Consider the following 19,183-nt stretch of genomic DNA (forward strand, 5'->3'; position numbering starts at 1 on the left):
CAACCGGCTCTCCAACCCGGATCAAAACCGGGATCAAAACCCACGCTTTCCCGAATGCGGTCCGGAATGCGCCTGTCGCGATCTCAGGACGGCGCGCCTGCCAGCACCTTTGCCGCCGACTCCAGCGCGCCTGCGCCATGCGGAATGTCGAGCGCCCGAAGCCCGGTCTCGATCCCTCCCAAAAGCCCCATGATCATGTGGCCATTGACGTGCCCCATATGGCCCAGCCGGAAGAACCCGTGCCACTCTGCGCTGTCCGGCGGCGCCATGCCAAGACCGATGCCGAGCGTGAGGCCAAGGTTTTCCTCCAGCCAGACCCGCAGATCCGTGGCGCGGGGCGACGGCAAGCGCAGCGCGGTCACCGCGTGGGAGCGCAACGCTGGATCGGCAACGTTCATCGCCAGCGCCCCGCCTTCGCTCCAGCGGTCACAGGCGGCCCAGATCGCGCGGGCCAGAGTCTCATGGCGGGTCCAGATCTGCTCGATGCCTTCGGCATGGATCAGATCCAGCGCCGCCCGCAAACCATAGAGATGATGCGTCGGGGCGGTGCCGCCAAAGAACTGGTAGAAATACTCCGGGTTGGCCCGCGGCACCCAGTCCCAGTAGCGGCTGATCCGCGGCAGGCGCGCGCGCGCCTCTGCCGCCTTGTCGTTGAAGAACACAAACGACATCCCCGCCGGCACCATCAGCCCTTTCTGACAGCCCGTCACCATCACATCGACGCCCCAGGCATCCATCTCGAACCGGTCACAGCCCAGGGACGCAATGCAATCCGCCATCAACAGCGCCGGATGGCCCACCTCATCCATGGCGGCGCGCAACCCATTGATATCATTCCGGATCGACGTCGAGGTATCCGTGTGAACGCCCAAAACCGCCTTGATCTCATACGCCTTGTCCGCCGCCAGACGCTCGGCCACCCGCGCAAGATCAAAGGGCGCTTGCAGGCCAAAATCCATCACCTCGACGTTGATCCCGAGGGCTTCGGCCATTTCGCTCCAGCCATAGGCGAACCGTCCGGATGCGGGCACCAGGACCTTGTCGCCCTCTTGCAAAGTGTTGGACAACGCCGCCTCCCAGGCGCCGTGACCGTTGGCGATGTAGATCGCAACATGATGCTGCGTGCGTGCAACGCGGCGCAGATCCGCGGGCAGCGTATCGGTCATCTCCACCAGTTCGCCCGCGTAGATATTGGGCGAGGCGCGGTGCATGGCCTGCAACACCTGATCAGGCATCACCGAAGGCCCGGGAATCGCCAGATAAGACCGACCAGAGGAGAGTTTCACGGAATCGCGCATGTGGAATTGTCCTGCTGAGTGCCCCGGCCGTCCCTAATGGGTCCATCTCGGCCCGACACAGTTTTCAATTGCGCGCAGCCTAGCGTAGCATCCGACAAGGTCAATTGCCGATGCGTCCGTCATTTACATGCCGCCCGCACCGCTTGCGTGCTGTCGCTAAGCTGCTTAAATGTCGAAACTTGTCGCACAGCGTGCCGACAAAGACCGCAGATCGACAGACAGGGACGGCCCAATGAGTACGCAATACATGTCATCGCGCAAATTGTTGCGCTGGCTCTGGCGCGGCTACCTGCGGCACCACGTCGGACTATTGGCGATTGCTGTCTTCTTCATGCTGCTCGAGGGCGCCTCCGTGGGCGGGCTCAGCTACATGATGCAGCCGATGTTTGACCTCGTGTTTGTGGACGGCAGCGAAAACGCCCTCATCTGGGTGAGCGTTGCGTTTTTTGCCATCTTCGTGCTGCGCGGCTTCAGTTCGGTGACGCAGCGGGTGATCCTCGCCACGATCAACCAGCGGTCCGAGGCGCATATGCGCACGGATATGCTCGAACGGCTGATCCATCAGGACGCGAGCTTTCACCAGCATCACCCGCCCGGCTTCTTGATCCAGCGCGTGCAGACTGACGTCGCGGCGATCAACCAGGTCTGGCAGGCGATCATCACCGGCTCGGGACGCGATGTGGCGCAGCTTGTTGCAGTGCTGACTGTCGCTATAAGCGTCGACTGGCGCTGGACCCTGATCATGCTGATCGGCGTGCCGCTTCTGGTGTTGCCGCTCTCGATCGTGCAGCGCTATGTGCGCAAGAAAGCCAGCCTTGCTCGCGACCTTGGCGCAGTGCAGGCGACCCGTCTCGACGAGGTCTTCCACGGTATCGTCCCGATCAAGCTCAACCGGCTTGAGGACTACCAGAGCGGGCGTTACCGCTCGGCAACTGCGGCCTTTGTCCGGGCGCAGATCAAGGCGGCCCTCGGCGCCTCCTCGACCACGGGGATGGTGGATCTGATGGCTGGTTTCGGGGTCATGTGCGTGATCCTCTTTGGCGGGCGCGAAATCATCGACGGCGACAAGACCGTCGGCGAATTCATGAGCTTCTTCACCGCCATCGGCCTCGCCTTTGACCCGATGCGCCGCCTCGCCGCCATCATGGGCATCTGGCAGGGCGCCGCCGCCGCGATGGAGCGGATCAAGGAGCTGATGGATGAACCCATCACGCTCGTGTCCCCGGAACACCCCAAGCCCGCCCCCAAGGGGCTGCCCGAAATCCGTCTTGATAACGTGAACCTCTATTATGGCGAGGCGCATATCCTGCGCGATCTGTCACTGGTGGCCGAAGCCGGCAAGACCACCGCGCTGGTGGGCGCCTCCGGTGCCGGGAAATCCACCATTTTCAACATCCTGACCCGGCTTGTTGATCCCCAGACCGGCTCTGTGACCCTGGATGGCACTGAGGTGCGTGATCTTGATCTGGGCGATCTCAGGGATCTCTTTTCCGTGGTCACCCAGGACGCGCTGCTGTTTGACGAGACGCTGCGCGAGAACATCCTTCTGGGGCGCACGGATGTGAGCGAAGAGCGCCTCGCAGAGGTTCTGGATGCCGCCCATGTGTCGGACTTTCTGCACAAGTTGCCCGAAGGGCTCGAGACCCGCGTTGGGCCGCGCGGCTCAGCGCTGTCGGGGGGGCAGCGCCAACGCGTGGTGATCGCCCGCGCGCTCTTGCGGGACACGCCGCTCCTGCTGTTGGACGAGGCCACCTCGGCGCTGGATGCGCAATCTGAAAAAGTGGTGCAAAAGGCGCTCGAGAAACTCTCTGGTGGGCGCACAACAATCGTGATCGCGCACCGTCTTTCGACCATCCGCTCGGCGGACAAGATCGTGGTGATGGAGCGCGGCCGCGTGATGGATCAGGGCCGCCATGAGGAGCTGTTGGAGCGCGGCGGGATCTATGCAGATCTCTATCGTTTGCAGTTCCAGGACGGCAAAACCGTGATCGACACCGATGGGATGAACGCCCAGATCGCGCAGAACGACAATCGCAACGCACGCGAGGAAACCGGCCTTCTACGCCGCTTTGCCCGCCGCCTCTTTGGCTGAGCCGGGCAGGATCGGGGGCGACCGGGTCTGCATCTCCCCGGCTTGAATTCCGCTGCGCAGAGGGGCATCTTCTGGCCTCACACATCCAGTCTTGAAGGGAGACATCCATGGCCGACCGCCGCATCCTGCGCCTTGAGGGCCCAGACACCCGCAGTTTCTTGCAGGGCTTGGTCAGCAATGATGTCAACAAGGTACAGGACGGTCTTGTCTATGCGGCCATCCTGACGCCCCAGGGCAAATATCTTGCGGATTTCTTCCTTGCACCGGATGGGGACGCAGTTCTCCTTGATGTGGCAGAGGCGCTGGCGGATGATCTCGTGAAGCGGCTCAAGATGTATAAGCTGCGCGCCAATGTGACCCTTGAGGAGACCAACCTCAAGCTGCGCCGCGGCACCGGGGACGCCCCCGAGGGGGCCCTGCCCGACCCCCGCCATCCTGCGCTTGGATGGCGCCAGTATGACCAAGAGGCGTTTGACGATGGCAGCGACTGGGACGCGATCCGGGTGACGCATGTGATCCCCGAAACCGGCATCGAACTCAAGCCCGACAGCTATCTCCTCGAGGTGGGGTTTGAGCGGCTGAACGGCGTCGATTTTCGCAAGGGATGCTATGTCGGCCAAGAGGTCACCGCCCGCATGAAGCACAAGACCGAGTTGCGCAAAGGCCTGACACAGGTGGAGATCGACGGCACCGTCCCGGTGGGCGCACAGATCACCGCTGGCGGCAAAGCCGTGGGTCAGGTTTTTACGCAATCGGGCGGAAAGGCGATCGCCTACCTGCGCTTTGATCGCGCAAAGGGCGCGCTCGAGGCCGAAGGCACCGCGCTGCGCTGGCCCGAGGCGCCCGCCGACTGAGGCAATTGCTTAACCCTTGCGCTCTACCTTCGCGGGATCGACTATAAAATAGAACCCGCAAGACCGTCGCGCCCAGAAGCGCACGCCTGCGCGGATCACAGAGAGGGACAGAATGCGGCGCTTATTCTCCAAGGCGATATTGACCACCATACTGGTTGGGGCGGGGCTGGTTGGGGCGACTTCTGTCGCCTCGGCACAAGAGTATTGGGAATACGGCGACTGGCGCGTGTTCATTACCGACGTCGATACAGGCGAGGATCTGCGCCGCACCTGCCTTGCGATGACGGGCGGCGATGGAATGCCGAGCATCCGGCTCGAAATCACCGATGGGGACGCCGGCCCGCCGCATCACTTTCCCACCCCGACCTATTTTTCCAGCGTTCCACGCGGCCATCGCCCCCTCATTGGCAATGCGCAGGGTGTTGCCTTTGTCTTTGACCGGCAAGGTGTGTTCTTTGGCGTCGCCGAGGGCGGATATGACGAAGATGGCATCGCCTGGAGTGCGGCCTCACCGCGTTGGCAGGATGCAAAGAACATGCTCCTGTGGATGAAGGCGGGTTCTCTTATGGAGGTGCGCGCACTCGACGCCTATCGCGCCAGCACAGAGGCTTATGTTGCCTCGATGCGAGGCTTTACTGCGGCCTATGGCAAGATGATGGACAGCTGCGGCCATTCTCTCGAGATCCCGCAATAGTGCGATAAGGGGAACGCTCCCGCCCGTCGGGACGGCATGAACATGCCATCCCTCCCGTTGGGCCGGGCGCCGCTGCGCGGCGCGATCCCCCGAAGCCTGCGCATGAAAAAAGCCCCGCGCCATCTATGGAGCGGGGCTTTGTCAGGTCTGAACCGGCGCGGATCAGGCGCGCTCGGAGTATTCCATGGTCTCGGTGTTGACGATGATCATCTCGTCCTGCCCCACGAAGGGCGGCACCATGACCTTGACGCCATTGTCGAGGATCGCAGGCTTGAAGGAGTTCGCAGCCGTCTGGCCTTTGACCACCGGCTCGGTCTCGACGATCTTGCAGGTCACTTTCTGCGGCACGGTCGCGTTCAGCGCCTCGGACTCGTAGAATTCGACCACGATGGTCATGCCATCCTGCAGGAACGGGCGGCGGTCGCCCAGAAGGTCCGCGGGCAGTTCGATCTGCTCGTAGGTTTCGGTGTCCATGAACACCAGCATCCCGTCTGTTTCATAGAGGAACTGCTGATCCTTTTGCTCGAGGCGCACGCGCTCGACCTTATCGGCAGAGCGGAAGCGTTCGTTGAGCTTGGAGCCGTTGCGCAGGTTTTTCATTTCAACCTGAGCAAAGGCGCCGCCCTTGCCCGGCTTCACGTGATCGACCTTGACCGCAGCCCAGAGGCCGCCGTTGTGCTCCAGAACATTGCCGGGGCGGATTTCATTGCCGTTGATCTTGGGCATGGAAAACTCTTTCAGGTGGTTGATGACAGCTTAATCACCCCTATATCCGGCGGGTGGAAGGCTGACAAGACGACGATATATCGTGTCCCGAGGAGAAGTGACCGCGAAATAGGCATGCACAAGATGCATAAAAGATATGCATCTTTGGGCTACCCGAATCGTCACAATTCCGCCATAAGGAGCGTCACGCCGAAAATGCAATAGCAAGAACAACAAAGGAAACGAGATGCGAGATTTCGTTGACGGCACCGCATACAACAACGAACAGGGCAACCGAGCACGCAAACTGTTTGCGGCGGTTGTACTGGCTGCACTGGATGATGCCATTGCCGACGACAAGAAATACGGCAACGGCCCCGAGCAGATCGCCCGCTGGGCACGTTCGCGCGATGGGCGCGAAGTTTTGACCTGCGCAGGCATCGACCCCAATGAACGTGTGGTCGAAGGCCTGATGGAATTCGTTGGTCGTGGTGTACGGACCTCTGTCGCGCTGTCGCGCGAAGAAAGTGAACGTCGTAATGCGGCGCAGGCCGAAGCGGCCTGAACGCAAAATCAGCTGCCAAGCTTTAGAGAAAAGCGCGTCCTGGGGGGCGCGTTTTTCTTTTTGAGCCCTTCCTTTTTTATACGCCCCGGCCCGACCCTGCTGATGGCCGCTTTGGTCTCCTTGGGCGACGCTTGCGCGATTGACCTTTGGCCAGCGGCGTTGCAACCCTGCGCGAGACACCTCAGCAAACGAGACCAGCAATGACCCCAAAGGCCCTCATGATCCAAGGCACCGGCAGCAATGTCGGAAAATCCATGCTGGTGGCAGGGCTCGCACGGGCCTTGCGCAAACGCGGCCTCTCGGTGGCGCCCTTCAAACCGCAGAACATGTCCAACAACGCCGCCGTCACCTCGGATGGGGGGGAGATCGGCCGCGCCCAGGCCCTGCAGGCACGCGCGGCGGGGCTTGCGCCGCATACGGATATGAACCCGGTGCTCCTGAAGCCCGAAACCGATACCGGCGCGCAGGTCATCGTGCAGGGCAAGCGGCGCGGCACCCGCGCGGCGGGGTCGTTTATGCGCGACAAGGCGGGCCTTCTGGAGGCCACACTGGAGAGCTTTCACCGCCTCGCCGCCCAGCATGACATTATCCTCATTGAGGGCGCAGGCTCTCCGGCAGAAACCAATCTGCGCAAGGGCGACATCGCCAATATGGGCTTTGCCGAAGCCGCAGGCGTACCGGTGGTACTGGTGGGTGACATCCATCGGGGCGGGGTGATCGCGCAGATCGTTGGCACCCATACGGTGCTGGAGCCAAGCGACCGCGCGCGGATCAAAGCCTTCGCCGTCAACCGCTTCCGGGGCGACCTTAGCCTTTTTGATGGCGGGCGGGATGACATTGCGCGCTGGACGGGCTGGCCTTCGCTGGGGGTGGTGCCATGGTTCTGGGATGCGTGGAAACTACCGGCCGAGGATATGATGGACATCGCCTCCCACAAGGGCGGCGCTTGCAAGGTGGTGGTGCCGCAGCTTGAACGCATGGCGAATTTCGACGACCTCGACCCGCTTGCAGCAGAACCTGCGGTGACGGTCGAGATCGTGCCCCCCGGGCGCGCCCTACCCGGTGATGCGGATCTGGTGCTGATCCCCGGCTCCAAATCCACTATCGGCGATCTGGCCTATCTGCGCGCGCAGGGCTGGGACATTGACATCCTCGCCCATCACCGGCGCGGCGGACATGTGCTCGGGCTTTGTGGCGGCTATCAGATGCTCGGCCAGAGTATCGACGATCCCGAAGGTGTCGATGGCCATCCCGGCAAAGTCGCGGGGCTAGGCCTCTTGGATGTCCACACCGTCATGGCCGGAGACAAGCGCGTCACCCTGAGCGCGGCGCGCACACTCGAGGGCGATCTGCCTGTCTCTGGCTATGAGATCCACATGGGCCGTACCACGGGGCCGGATTGCGCGCGGGCCTGGCTCACGCTCGAAGGCCGCGCGGAGGGGGCAACCTCTGCCGATGGGCGAGTGCGCGGCTCCTACCTGCACGGGCTTTTTACATCGGATGCGTTTCGGGCTCAGTTCCTCGCCGACCTCGGACACCAGTCCGATCTGGACTATGACGCCGGGGTCGAGGCGACGCTTGATGAGCTTGCAGCCCATCTTGAACAATATATGGATGTGGATGGCCTGCTGGATCTGGCCGAACCCATTCCTGTGCCTGAATCCTGAGATGCCCAGAGCGACTGACGCCCGTACGGTCTAACCAAACGACGGGTTGTGAAAAACAAGCCGGACGGGTGAAGGATGAGGTGTGAAGGATACTGGCGAAGGGCGCGACAGTCACAAGCCAAGGCAAAAAGACCGAGACCCCACTCAGCCGCAGCACAGGTCGTGTCAGCAATACATACGATCGGCCCAAGTGACCCGCGCTAAGTCACACGGTGTAAACCACACGGCCCAGATCACCCGTTCCAGATCATAAGGTGCAGATCGACGCTCGGGGTGTGAGACTTCGCTTACAACAGCTCTTGTGTCGACAGGGCGCGCTGGATTTCGCGGCGCACCAATTTGCGCACATTGCGAGTGATCCGCTCGCCGAGCGCCCCCTGCAATTCCTCACGCACGATAGAGGTCACCAGCTCGCGCAGGCCTTCTTCGTCCATGAATTCCTCGCTGGCAGCAAGACGGTTCATGGTCGCCTCGGTGAGCGCATCCTGCGTCATGTCCTGTGCGGACTCGGCAAAGGATGCAGGCTCAGGCGCAGTGTCCTGATGGTCTTCCCACTGGATCGTCTCGACGGTAGGGCCACTGTGGGGCACCGCCTCGATGTCATCTTCATTGATCTCAGGCGCGCGGCTGCGGCCCTCATCCGTGCCGGCGGCCTCAACGCGCCCAGCGGTTTCCAGCTCTGCAATCCGACGCACCACAGCCGCCACCCGAGAGCTCTGCCCCGGGGAAGTCACGGCCTCATCGCCTGCAACCGTAGGTGTGGCGGTGGTCTCTGCAGCGTCCTGCTGCGCGGGCGCGGGTGCGGGTGCGGCATCCGCATTCTCCGCCACAGTGGGCTTCGAGGGCGTACCGGTCTCTAGACTGTCAAACAGTCGCGCGCCGGGGTCCCGCCACGGCGCATCCGCAGGGGCCTCAACAGGTGTTTCGATCGGCGCATCAGCTGCGGTATCGGCAGGGCTCGCAGGGCTCACCTGCGGCGCGACCTCCCCCATGTGCTCCGGTTGAGCCTCATCAAGTGTCTCTTGAGGCGCAGCGTACTGCGGCTCTGCGCGACGCACCGCATCAAGCGGGATCGGCGCGTTTGGTGCCTCGTCAAGCACGTCCTTCAACCCGGCCTCATCAACCTCCACAAAGGGCGCTTCGGCAATCGGCTCCTCGGGTGCGGCCACGGGTGTCGGCTCAGGCGTTGCGACATGGCTCTGGCGCGCCTCATTCGGGGCCGCTGCTCTATCGTGCTGCGAACCTTCGGAGGCGGTGTCTTGGGCGGGGGCTGTGTCGTAGGCGGGGGCTGTGTCGTAGGCGGGGGCACGGTGCAACACCCGGCTTTTTTCAGCAGAGGCGCTCTTTTCGCGTAAAACTGAAACAGCGTCGCTTGCAGCGGCCCGCGTCGCCGCGCTGTCCTGAGCACCATTCGATCCCGTATCAGAGCGCCCCTCTTGCGAGGCTTGGGGCGCGCGGCTCGCCTCAGGCTCGTGCACCCGCAACGCTGGCGTCAGCACCAGCCGGGACGCAGGTTTGGGTTGCGCAGACGGCGTTTCCTCGCGCCCGGTCTCGCGGACCAGTCGGCGGATGGAGGACAGAACGTCCTCGATTTCTGAATGGGTAACGGGATCAGACATATTTATGGGCCAAGCTCACCTCTTGCGGGCAAGTGTAGCCAGCTTGCCCGCATCACACAACAGCAACGTCAGAAACTCAGTTTTTTCTCAGAGCCTTGAGCACGCGGTCCAGATCCTGCCCACGCTTGGTGACAAAGGCCGGCGCCGAACGCACCTGATTGTGATAGAGTTCGGGGTCATACCGCTCGACCGCGAGATTGAGGTTCTCAGCCGTCAACAAACCCTGCGCCTGCAACAGCTGATAAGCCGCCAGCGCCTGATTGGCACGCGCCGACAAACGGGCCGTTTGTGCATCCAGAAGCTCCTGCTCGGCCTGAAGCACATCAAGCGTGGTGCGCGATCCCAGCGTGGCTTCCTCGCGGATGCCGTCAAAAGCGACCTGAGCTGCGCGGACGCGCTGGTTCGAGGACACAAGGCTCGCGGCGGCGGTTTCAAACGCGGTATAGGCACTTGCTGCGCTGCTGGAGATGCTGCGCTGGATCGAAATCAAAGCGCCGCGCTCTGCATCGAGGCGTGCCAGATCCGCCCGGCGCGCGGCAGCCAGAGCGCCACCCGCATAAAGGGTCTGGTTGAGCGAAAGGCCGAGATCAAAGTTATCAGCATTGGAGTCGCTGCTGTGCACCTCGCTATGAGTCGCACTGGCGGTGAATTTCACATTGGGGCCCATGTCGCGCAAAGAGCTGTCGGCGGTAAGCTGCGCCGCCCGCACCGAATGCTGCTGCGCACGCAGGCTCGGATGGCTGCGCAACGCCAGCGCCTGTGCATCCGCAAGTGATGCCGCGCGGCGCGGCAACGGCGGATAGGACGCCACCGCCCCCGGCGCGCGCCCGACCACCTCTTCATAGGTGGCGCGTGCGGTCAGCAAGGCACCGCGTGCATCGGTCAGGTTGGCACGTGCCTCTGCCACCCGGCTTTCGGCCAGAGCGACATCGGTGCGGGTCACTTCGCCCACTTCGAAACGGTCGTTGGCAGCGCGCAGCTCTTCCTGCAGCAAGCGCAGGTTGTTCTGACGCAGCGCAACGATATCCTGCTGAGTCAGGACGTTGACATAGGCCTGCACAGCCGCGAACAGCACCTGCTGCTCCACGTCCAGAAGGGTCTGCCGGGTTGCAAGGACGGTTTCCTGCGCCGCTGCCTGATCGAGCTGCGTGGCACCATTGTCAAACAGCAGCCACTCCATGCCGAGGCGCAAGGAAGCACCCGTGCTGTGGCTGGAGCGCGCGCCCCCAGTCCCAAAGCCCGTGCGGTTGTAATCGCGTGCAATCGCGAGGGTCGCGGTAATCACCGGACGCAGCCGCGCAACCGTCGCCGCAACCCCTTCGTCTGCGGCACGCAGCAGGGCTCGGTTCTGTTCCAGAAGGCCGCTGCTTGTATAGGCGCCGATCATCGCGTCGGTGACATTATCCGCACGCGCCTGCGGGGCGCTCAAGACGGCCGTGGCGAGGACGCCGATTGTCGCAAAAGCCTTAATACGCTTTGATTTCAATAGTTTTTGCATCCTGTCGCCTCGATGTCCGGAAGAGCTTTGCGCCCTGTTATCAATCTCGTTTGCGTCACACATATGTGAACGTCACACCAATTTGAAAAGAGCCTGCCTTGCAGATGTGGCCAGAAAGACTCGAGCGCGACAGGATCGCCGCCCTCAGAGCGAAAAGACCTTCGGCTTGGCAAAGCCCGGCAGCACCGGCGCGCCGGCATTGAATTCAAAACGCCAGGACACGCGCCCATTGCTCTTGTAGCCGATTTTCACCTCGCCCAGAGCGCCGTCCATGAACAGGGCCGCGATGCGACCACCATCCTTGAGCTGCGCCAGAAGCGCCTCAGGCACCTCTTCGACGCCGCCCTCGATCATGATCACGTCATAAGGGCCATGTTCGGCAGCGCCCTCGGCCAGATCACCCTGATGCACGATCGCATTGTCGGCGTTGCTGGCGCTCAGGATCTCTTGCGCCTCGGAGGCCAGGCTTTCATCTTCTTCCACCCCGATCACCATCTGCGCAAGACGCGCAACCACGGCGGTGGAATAGCCAAAGCCGCAGGCTACATCGAGCACCAGTTCATCCTGCCGCACATCAAGCGCGTCCAGCATCTTGGCAAGCGTGCGCGGCTCAGGCACCACGCGGCCCGTGCTCAGCGGTACGGATTGATCGGCATAGGCCACCTCGGCCTGGGAATCCGGGACGAATTTTTCGCGCGGAATGGCCAGCAAGGCTTCGATGATCGGGTATTTGGTCACATCCGCCGGACGGATCTGGGTGTCTACCATCATGCGGCGGCGGTCGGAGAAATCAGTCATCTGCTAAACTCATATGTTCAGGCATTCGAGTGGGTTTTGCCACATCGCCAACCGCGCGGCAACGGCCCCTTTTGACAATAGCAAAGGTTTGGCAAACCTGTTGCCTGCACTCTTCTGTTTGCATGGCCTGATCGCGCGCGAAGTGCCCTGCGCAACGGCAGGCGCGTTCCGTTCTGGCGGCAAGTTAGCCGCTCACATCACAACAGCCCTCCACGGCAGGCCGTACTCGTAACGCCCTTGCTGCGCCGCCCGCGCCTTGCGCTGAATTGGGTCGCACCGCGAAAGCGCACCCTGGCGCCCGACCTGCCGCCAACTGCAAACTTTAGGATCTGGATCGCAAAACGGGACCACAGCGCGTGAACGCGCCAGCCAATGCATCCAAACGCCGGTCACACCGGCCCGACCCAGACCAAACCAGATAACCGCCGCATGAACCAGCGCATAGACAAATGCCCGTGACGCGGTCGACGCCGGTGTTTCGACAACGATGCTCTAGGGGTCAGGCGGACACTCTGGCCACAAATCTCAGGCCGAGCAGAACTCACAGAAAGGAGATTCCGGGTGAGCACTCAAATGCTCGGAGGAAATATCCGAACCACAAATGCGGCAATAGCCGTATTCACCTGCCTCCATCCGGTCGAGCGCCGTCAAGATCGCTTTGACCTCGCGGCCCATCAAGGAGGTCATTTTGCTCTGTCGCGTCAGGAGGTTCACCTCATCGTCGATCGTCACGCCGTCGCGCGCAAAGGCAGACAAACCCTGCCCCGCCAGCATCCCCGACGAGAGCGCATTCAGCCGGGTCTCGAGACATTTTCTTTGAACGTTGAAATCCATGGTCTCTCCTCGCAAAACAAAAAACCGATACAACTCAGAGCGCACAGACACAGGGATCACCGGCCAAAAGCGGGACGCGCTCCAAGCGGGCGGCGCCCTCGCGGACGCGCGGCGAAACAAGGGGTCTGGTCGGGCTGCGAATCCCGAAGCTCACCCAAGCCACATTACAGAAAACACGCAACCGCAGGGCGATAAAGAAGCGACAATTCTATGCTGCATGTGCACCCTGGTCGCGCGAGGTCGCGCCGCTTTGGGCCTTGCGCTTTTTGCCAACTTCGGAAACGGTAATGTTATCAACACGGTCCCTGCTGGGGCCATCCGAAATTCTGCCCCGCGATGGAGAACCGAGCATGATCCGCCCCCTGATGATGGCGCTTATGATCTTTGGCCTTGCCGCCTGTGAAACCACCAAAGGCGCAGGTCGTGACTTGCAAAAAGCAGGTCAGGCCATATCCAACACGGCACAGAACGTCCAAAACGCGATCTGATCGGGCGCGCCTCTCCCGGGGCAGCCTTGGCCATCCGACCCGGCACGTCCGAGCCCTTGCGACGTTTTCTATCTCAGCTTTGCGGCCGAGAGCGCCGCATCGATGCTCAACTGCTGCGACACCCAGGCCGCAAACAGCTTGATTAGCTCCAGGTCCATCGGCTCAAAGGGCGCGCGCGCCTCCGGTGACGTGAAGTTGAGCGTGCCAAAGACATGGCCATCCACGATCAGCGGCACCCCGATATAGGTTTCAAGTAGGAACATGTTATAGCAGGGGTGCGAGGCGATCCCGGACTGCGAAGCGCGATGATAGGCAACCGGCCCCTCGCCCGTGAGCGTCTGCGCGCAATAGGTCTCGCCCAGCTCAAATCGGGTCCCCGGTTCGACCGGCGCCTCATGCGAATAGCAATACGACACCGTATAAGTCTGCCCTTGCACACAGCTGATAATCGCGGACATGGTCTGAAACCGCTCGCATCCCAGCTTGAGGATTTCATGAACCTTTTCATCGCGCGACAGCGCCTGGTTGGTGGTGATGTCAAACAACACCCTGAGCAAGGTCTCAAACAGGCGCGTTTGGGAAATGTCTTTGATCACAGCAAGATAGCCAACAGGCGCCCCATCTGCGCCCCGGATCGGGCCACCGGTGGTCTGGCTCAGGAAGGTCTCGGTATTGCGCCTGCGATAGGTCACTTCATAGCTGTGGTCCGATGCCGAAGGCACAGCGCTGAAATGCGCCCTGCCTTTTTCAAGATAGCTCTCATGTGAGGCATAAAGGAACTCGGTGGTTCGCCCGCGTACATCGCTGAGCGCATAGCCGAACAGTCGCTCAAAGGCCGGGTTGACCCATGAGATCCTGCGCGCATGATCCGCCACGATCACGGCCTCTGGCAGGTCGCTAAACAACTGCGGCACCCGAAGTCCGCCCGCCGCCTCGAGCTCTGCCCCGCGGCTTTGCTCTGTGGATGCAATGTCCCCTGCGTTCATTTCACCCCCTAACTTTCACAAATTCACATTCAATAGTGTCACCCCTTATCGAGAACACAACCATCTGGCACCCGTCAACTGCGCTCAACCAAGGCGTGAAAATTTCAATAATGGCTTTATATACATGACCATAAAGGACCGACTCAGTAGGATTCCCATGCAAAACGAACCAAAACGTGACGCAACGGAAACCAATGCCACACCCACAGGGGAACAGTACAAATTTCACTTTGCAGAATATTCATACCAAATCCGCGGATCATCGCCTGCTCCGCTCTTAGGGGACACTGCCCTTCACGCAGTCGCCGGGCGGGCCCTACCTGCTGCCCGCGCCGCCAATTGTCGCTAAACCAGCGCAAAACACGCTCTGCTCCGCAGCAAAGCAATGACGCCGTTTTATGGGCCTTGGTCACCAAAAGTTAAGGAGTGTGTCCGCAAACTATAACAGCGTGTACAATCACAGATCTCGAGAGTTCTGGCGGATCTGCGGGTAAGAGGTAGCGATCATGGCACATACAGCCCCTCACCATAAGAAGATCTCCACCCTGCACATGCTCGTCATTGGCCTGTCTCTCGCCATGACAATCGGCGCCTGGCTCTATTCGAAACACCAAGTGGACAAGCAGATCGAGGCCCGTTTCATCGCCTCGCGCGATCGCACCGTCGACCTCATCGTGGATCGCATGTCACGCTACGAGGATGCCTTGTGGTCCGGCGTCGCGCACGCCCGTTCCCTGAGCGGTGAGCTGAACGCGCGCGACTGGCATACGTTTTCCGAAACGCTTCATATCGAAGAGAAATACCCCGGTGTGAACGGTATTGGCTTCATTCACTATGTAGAGCGCGCTGACCTGCCCGCCTACCACGAGGCAAGGAGCAGCGAAGGGCGGCCGATCCAAATCTATCCGGAGCATGATCTCGAGTACCTGCTGCCAATCACCTACATCGAGCCCGAAGCCGCCAACGCGGCTGCAATCGGTCTGGATGTGGCGCATGAGACCAACCGGCGCACGGGTCTGCTTGCAAGTCGCGACAGCGGCAGCGCGCGCATCACCGGGCCGATTGTGCTTGTGCAGGACAGCGGCAATACACCCGGTTTTCTGTTCTACACCCCGCTCTACGCAGGCGAAATGCCCACCACCGTCGCCGAGCGCCGGGAGCGGTTCCTCGGCGTTGTCTATGCGCCCTTTGTGGTGCGCAAGCTTGTGGAGGGGTTGCTTTCGAAAGATCTGCGGGATGTACGCTTCAGCCTCAGCGATGGCGAGGCGGTGATCTATGACGAACACGGCCCCGACGAGCCGCTGTATGACGTGGACCCGATGTTCACCGACACGGTCGTGGTCGACATGTACGGGCGAAAGTGGACGGTCAATCTGCGTACAAACCTGGCCTTTCGCGCACAGAACAGCTCTGCCCAGCCCAGCCTGATCCTTGCCGGCGGACTGGTCATCGAAATCCTGGTGATCTCGCTGCTGGTGATGCTCTCGCGCTCGACCAAGCAGGCGCATAGTCTCGCGCGCGACCTCACCGCAGAACTGCGTGCCAAAACCAAACACCTCGAGAAGGCCAATGCCGAAATCGAACAATTTGTCTATGTGGCCTCGCATGACCTGAAGACCCCCGCGCGCGGCATCGGGTTCCTTGTGGATGTGATCGAAGAAGAGCTCGAGGACGTGCTCAAATCCGCCCAAAATCGCGGCGAACTGCAGATGCAGCTCAATATGATCCGCGACCGCGTGGCGCGTATGAATGATCTCACCAAGGGCATCATGGAATTTTCGCGCGTCGGCCACTATGGCTCCGAGGGAGAGCCGCGCTTGCCTGTAAGCAACCTGATCGAGGACTGCGTGGCTGATTTTGAGGTTGATCCCAAGCAAGTCCATCTGGCCTCGGATGTGAGTGAAATCGCCTGCGACAGCCATAACTTCCGGCGGGTTCTGGAGAACCTGATCGGCAACGCTTTCAAATACCACCCTCACCCGCGCGCCGCCAAAGTCGAGGTGGCAATCAAGGATCGCGGGGATCGCCTGACGGTGAGCGTCAAGGACGACGGCAACGGCATTGCGCCGGAGTTTCACGACAAGATCTTTGACGTCTTTCAAACCCTACGCAAGGGAACCGAACCCGAAAGCACCGGCATCGGTCTGGCGATTGTGAAAAAGGCGATCCAGCGGCACGGGTTTGATATCACAGTAACCTCATCCGAGGGCCATGGCGCAGAATTCTCATTCTGTTGGCCCAAAGACCGCAGCCAGAGCAGCATGGACTTGGAGAACGTAGCCTGACATGACTCGTCAAATGAATATCCTGTTGGTCGAAGACGACGACCTCGACGCGATGATGATCAAGCGCGCCATGGCCCAGGTGGCCCCGGACGCCCATCTCATCAGAGCGACAGATGGCGTCGAGGCGCTTGAAATCGTGCAATCAAACCGCGTGGAAGATCCCTATTTCATTCTCCTTGATGTGAACATGCCCCGGATGAACGGCCATGAATTCCTGAAAGAGCTGCGTGCCAGCTCAGAGCATTCCGACACGATGGTGTTCATGTTCACGACCTCCGAAAGTGCGCGCGATATTGCCCGCGCCTATCAGGAGCGCGCCAATGGCTACATCGTCAAACCTCACGGCAAGGCAGCGATGAACAGCATCTTGGACACGCTCCAGCGCTACTGGAGTACATGTGAGCCGCCGCGCACGCTCGCTTGATCTGTTTTCGAAGACAGTCTGGTCCCAGCAGAGGGGCTGAATTGACGCAGGCTCCCCAAGCCTCCAATGCCTTAGACGGCGTTTAACCTCTGTGCTGTGCGCACCGCAATCAGAACATCTTCGCGCCACCCAAGTCCGTGGCGCAGCACCACAGACGCGTTTCAAAGACGGCGCATTTCAAACAGGGCACATTTCAAACAGGACGCGCCAGAAAGAGGTCTCTACCCATTTTGCCGCGCAGATCGGGGCGCGCCCCGTCGCCAGGGCCCACCCCAAAGGATGCTCTCGAACACTGGTCCGCGGCAGTCTGCGAAACGATTCCTTGTGTTGGAATCCCCCCTGCGGACGCCTCGTTGAACGCGCGCGCCGAGGCACCGCCAGTGTTCGCTTTCCGCTTTGCCGCAGATGCGCCCAAAAAATTGCAAGGCCTGAAAGAGAACACCGCACGCGCCGTATCAGAGATGATGCGCGTGCGTGACCTTCAGGGCATGCTCAAGGGCAGCTTTGTCAAAGGCTGGCGCTCCATTTGGTGAAACCGCCTCACGCGGGCCAGCCGAGGCGTCCTGCTGCGTTGCTGCGGCTCGATCACTCGAACGGACCGGCAGCACCCGCCCCTCCATCACCGTGCCCCAGACCTCGATCTCGCGGATCGCCATGGGATCCACCTCGAGCGGGTTCTCGGCAAGGATCGTCATATTCGCCCGCTTGCCACGCACGAGGCTGCCGATTTCTTCTTCCATCTGCAGCGAATAGGCCGCTTCGATGGTGACGCCGCGCAGCGCGTCCTCGGCGGACACCGCCTGCTCCGGCGCCGCCACCCGGCCCGACGTGGTCACCCGGTTCACCGCGCACCACATCAGGAACAGCGGGTCAGCTGGCGCCATCGGCATATCCGAATGGAGCGACCAACGCACCCCGGCCCGCGAGAGATCCCCGAGACGCACCATGCTGTCTGCCCGCTCGGCGCCAAGACCCACTTCGGAATACTGATCCGCAAGCGCCGTGACATAATAGGGATTGCCGCTCACGATGGCCCCGAGCGCCTTGATCCGCTCCACCTGGTCAAAGGCGCTGACGGCAAAATGCACGATGACCGTACGGTGATCAAAACGCGGATTGCGACGCATGTTGGTCTCGAGCGTCTCCAGCACACGATCCAACCCGGCATCACCGTTGACATGGATGTGCAGCTGATACCCCGCATCCCAGTAGACCCGGAACGCGCGCTCAAACAGCTCTTTCTCCATCATCCACTCGCCGTGGTGATCGTCGAGATAGGGCGCGCGCACCTGCATGAGCTGCGAATAGATCGCCCCATCCGAAAACAGTTTGGCCTGGCGCGGCGCGAGGCTTGTCATCCCGTAGTACCAGGATTGAAGCGCCTCTGACCGGGCAATGACCTCGCCGTCATCGGCGTAACTGGCGACCATGCTCTTGGCATCGACCATGAACGACCAGCGAAACGGCATATCCGCGCTGGAAAACACCGCATTGACTCCGTCCTGCACGGGTTTTGCAAGAATGCCGCCGGGCTCGTTGCCAAAGGTGATGCCCTTGCTGTGCATGAAGTCACGGCTGAGTTCGAGCCCAGCGCGCAGCTGTTCGGGCGTGGCCACCAAAGACGCAATATGAGGCAGAACCGCAAAGAGCCCCTGCTCCCAGAAATGGCCCTCCGCAAGGTTGGCCTGTTTCTGCGAGGCCGCGTCGAAGGCCTCCACCGCGGCCTGTGTCACCCCACCGGCCGTCAGGGCGGCGCTATTGAGGATCATCTCGTGACAGGAGCGACCCCACACAAGAATGGGGCGCTCGGTGCTGATCCCGTCGAGATCCGCGCGTGTCAAAGGACCGTAAAAGGCGGGATGATACCCCCAGGTCACCACCGGCTCTCCGGGGGTGGTACGCGCCTCCACGGCTGCCGTGAGGCGTTTCATGAAGTCCGCCTTGTCCGTGACCGCAGGCACGGTGCCCGTCGGCAAGGCCCACTCCTCGATCGACAGGATCTCGGACGACATCGACAGCGCCGCCAGAACCGGATGGTCATGCTGGCTGATAAACCCGGGCACGATGACCTTGTCGGCAAATCTCTCATCCACATCAAAGGGTTGATCCCCGAGCATCTCCTGCACCTCGCTGAGCGCGCCCACCGCGAGGATTCGCGTGCCGACAACCGCGATGGCCTCGGCCGAGGGTTGAGAAGGGTCAAGCGTGACAATATCGCGCGCGGTAAAGATCCTTGCCCGAGGCACCGGCGCCAACAGCTTGCCGATCTCCGAGAGCGAGTTCGTCTGCCCAACTGCGCGCACGGCGGGCACCGTCAAACAGGCCGCCGCAACGCTGCCCTTCAACAGATTTCTGCGGTTCAAGGTCCTCATGTCA

16 protein-coding genes are annotated in these 19,183 nt (G+C 61.4%); 8 read left to right on the top strand and 8 right to left on the bottom strand.

Features of this window, described 5'->3' with window-relative positions; translation table 11 throughout:
- Positions 1-83 precede the first annotated feature (83 nt).
- Positions 84-1,298, bottom strand: a complete 1,215-nt coding sequence (locus tag ACZ1HH_RS09145; RefSeq protein ID WP_472636462.1) for a pyridoxal-phosphate-dependent aminotransferase family protein — start codon at positions 1,296-1,298, stop codon at positions 84-86.
- Between the two features lie 247 nt (positions 1,299-1,545).
- Here ACZ1HH_RS09145 and ACZ1HH_RS09150 point away from each other — a divergent pair, with 247 nt between their 5' ends.
- The 3 genes from ACZ1HH_RS09150 (at position 1,546) to ACZ1HH_RS09160 (ending at position 4,938) form a co-directional block, all read left to right on the top strand.
- Complete coding sequence (locus ACZ1HH_RS09150) at positions 1,546-3,390, top strand: ABC transporter ATP-binding protein (RefSeq protein WP_044026835.1); 1,845 nt, start codon at positions 1,546-1,548, stop codon at positions 3,388-3,390.
- A 107-nt stretch (positions 3,391-3,497) separates the two neighbouring features.
- Positions 3,498-4,244, top strand: a complete 747-nt coding sequence (gene ygfZ / locus ACZ1HH_RS09155) for a CAF17-like 4Fe-4S cluster assembly/insertion protein YgfZ (protein WP_472636463.1) — start codon at positions 3,498-3,500, stop codon at positions 4,242-4,244.
- A gap of 112 nt (positions 4,245-4,356) precedes the next feature.
- Positions 4,357-4,938, top strand: a complete 582-nt coding sequence (locus ACZ1HH_RS09160) for a hypothetical protein (protein WP_472636464.1) — start codon at positions 4,357-4,359, stop codon at positions 4,936-4,938.
- 162 nt (positions 4,939-5,100) lie between these two features.
- On the opposite strand, the gene efp is transcribed toward ACZ1HH_RS09160, so the two are convergent.
- Positions 5,101-5,664, bottom strand: a complete 564-nt coding sequence (gene efp / locus ACZ1HH_RS09165; protein ID WP_011539312.1) for an elongation factor P — start codon at positions 5,662-5,664, stop codon at positions 5,101-5,103.
- Between the two features lie 226 nt (positions 5,665-5,890).
- Here efp and ACZ1HH_RS09170 point away from each other — a divergent pair, with 226 nt between their 5' ends.
- Together ACZ1HH_RS09170 and ACZ1HH_RS09175 are read left to right on the top strand one after the other, a co-directional pair.
- Complete coding sequence (locus ACZ1HH_RS09170) at positions 5,891-6,208, top strand: DUF6280 family protein (RefSeq protein ID WP_011539313.1); 318 nt, start codon at positions 5,891-5,893, stop codon at positions 6,206-6,208.
- A 200-nt stretch (positions 6,209-6,408) separates the two neighbouring features.
- Positions 6,409-7,875, top strand: a complete 1,467-nt coding sequence (locus tag ACZ1HH_RS09175; RefSeq protein ID WP_487320250.1) for a cobyric acid synthase — start codon at positions 6,409-6,411, stop codon at positions 7,873-7,875.
- 287 nt (positions 7,876-8,162) lie between these two features.
- On the opposite strand, the gene ACZ1HH_RS09180 is transcribed toward ACZ1HH_RS09175, so the two are convergent.
- From ACZ1HH_RS09180 to ACZ1HH_RS09195, 4 genes are all read right to left on the bottom strand, one after another.
- Entirely contained in the window at positions 8,163-9,494 is a 1,332-nt protein-coding gene (locus ACZ1HH_RS09180) for a hypothetical protein (RefSeq protein ID WP_472636465.1), read from the bottom strand.
- A gap of 76 nt (positions 9,495-9,570) precedes the next feature.
- Positions 9,571-10,992: a TolC family outer membrane protein gene (locus tag ACZ1HH_RS09185; protein WP_168610146.1), complete on the bottom strand. Its 1,422-nt coding sequence runs from the start codon at positions 10,990-10,992 to the stop codon at positions 9,571-9,573.
- Positions 10,993-11,136: 144 nt separating this feature from the next.
- Positions 11,137-11,790, bottom strand: coding sequence for a protein-L-isoaspartate O-methyltransferase family protein (locus tag ACZ1HH_RS09190; protein ID WP_168610145.1), 654 nt, complete (start codon positions 11,788-11,790; stop codon positions 11,137-11,139).
- A gap of 525 nt (positions 11,791-12,315) precedes the next feature.
- On the bottom strand, positions 12,316-12,624 hold the full coding sequence (locus tag ACZ1HH_RS09195) for a TraR/DksA family transcriptional regulator (protein WP_472636466.1): 309 nt from the start codon (positions 12,622-12,624) through the stop codon (positions 12,316-12,318).
- 350 nt (positions 12,625-12,974) lie between these two features.
- Here ACZ1HH_RS09195 and ACZ1HH_RS09200 point away from each other — a divergent pair, with 350 nt between their 5' ends.
- Positions 12,975-13,112 (top strand): entericidin A/B family lipoprotein, encoded by a 138-nt coding sequence (locus ACZ1HH_RS09200; protein WP_084789026.1) that lies wholly within the window; start codon positions 12,975-12,977, stop codon positions 13,110-13,112.
- 68 nt (positions 13,113-13,180) lie between these two features.
- On the opposite strand, the gene ACZ1HH_RS09205 is transcribed toward ACZ1HH_RS09200, so the two are convergent.
- Positions 13,181-14,098, bottom strand: a complete 918-nt coding sequence (locus ACZ1HH_RS09205; RefSeq protein ID WP_168610143.1) for a PAS domain S-box protein — start codon at positions 14,096-14,098, stop codon at positions 13,181-13,183.
- 506 nt (positions 14,099-14,604) lie between these two features.
- Between ACZ1HH_RS09205 and ACZ1HH_RS09210 the strand changes: the two genes are divergently transcribed.
- Positions 14,605-16,383: a CHASE domain-containing sensor histidine kinase gene (locus ACZ1HH_RS09210; protein WP_472636467.1), complete on the top strand. Its 1,779-nt coding sequence runs from the start codon at positions 14,605-14,607 to the stop codon at positions 16,381-16,383.
- 1 nt (position 16,384) lies between these two features.
- The gene (locus tag ACZ1HH_RS09215; RefSeq protein WP_416368783.1) at positions 16,385-16,807 is read left to right on the top strand and encodes a response regulator; all 423 of its coding nucleotides are present in this window, start codon (positions 16,385-16,387) and stop codon (positions 16,805-16,807) included.
- 455 nt (positions 16,808-17,262) lie between these two features.
- On the opposite strand, the gene ACZ1HH_RS09220 is transcribed toward ACZ1HH_RS09215, so the two are convergent.
- Positions 17,263-19,179, bottom strand: coding sequence for an amidohydrolase (locus tag ACZ1HH_RS09220; RefSeq protein WP_487320251.1), 1,917 nt, complete (start codon positions 19,177-19,179; stop codon positions 17,263-17,265).
- Positions 19,180-19,183 lie beyond the last annotated feature (4 nt).

It is taken from the genome of Epibacterium sp. HA2-3 (genome assembly GCF_055693725.2).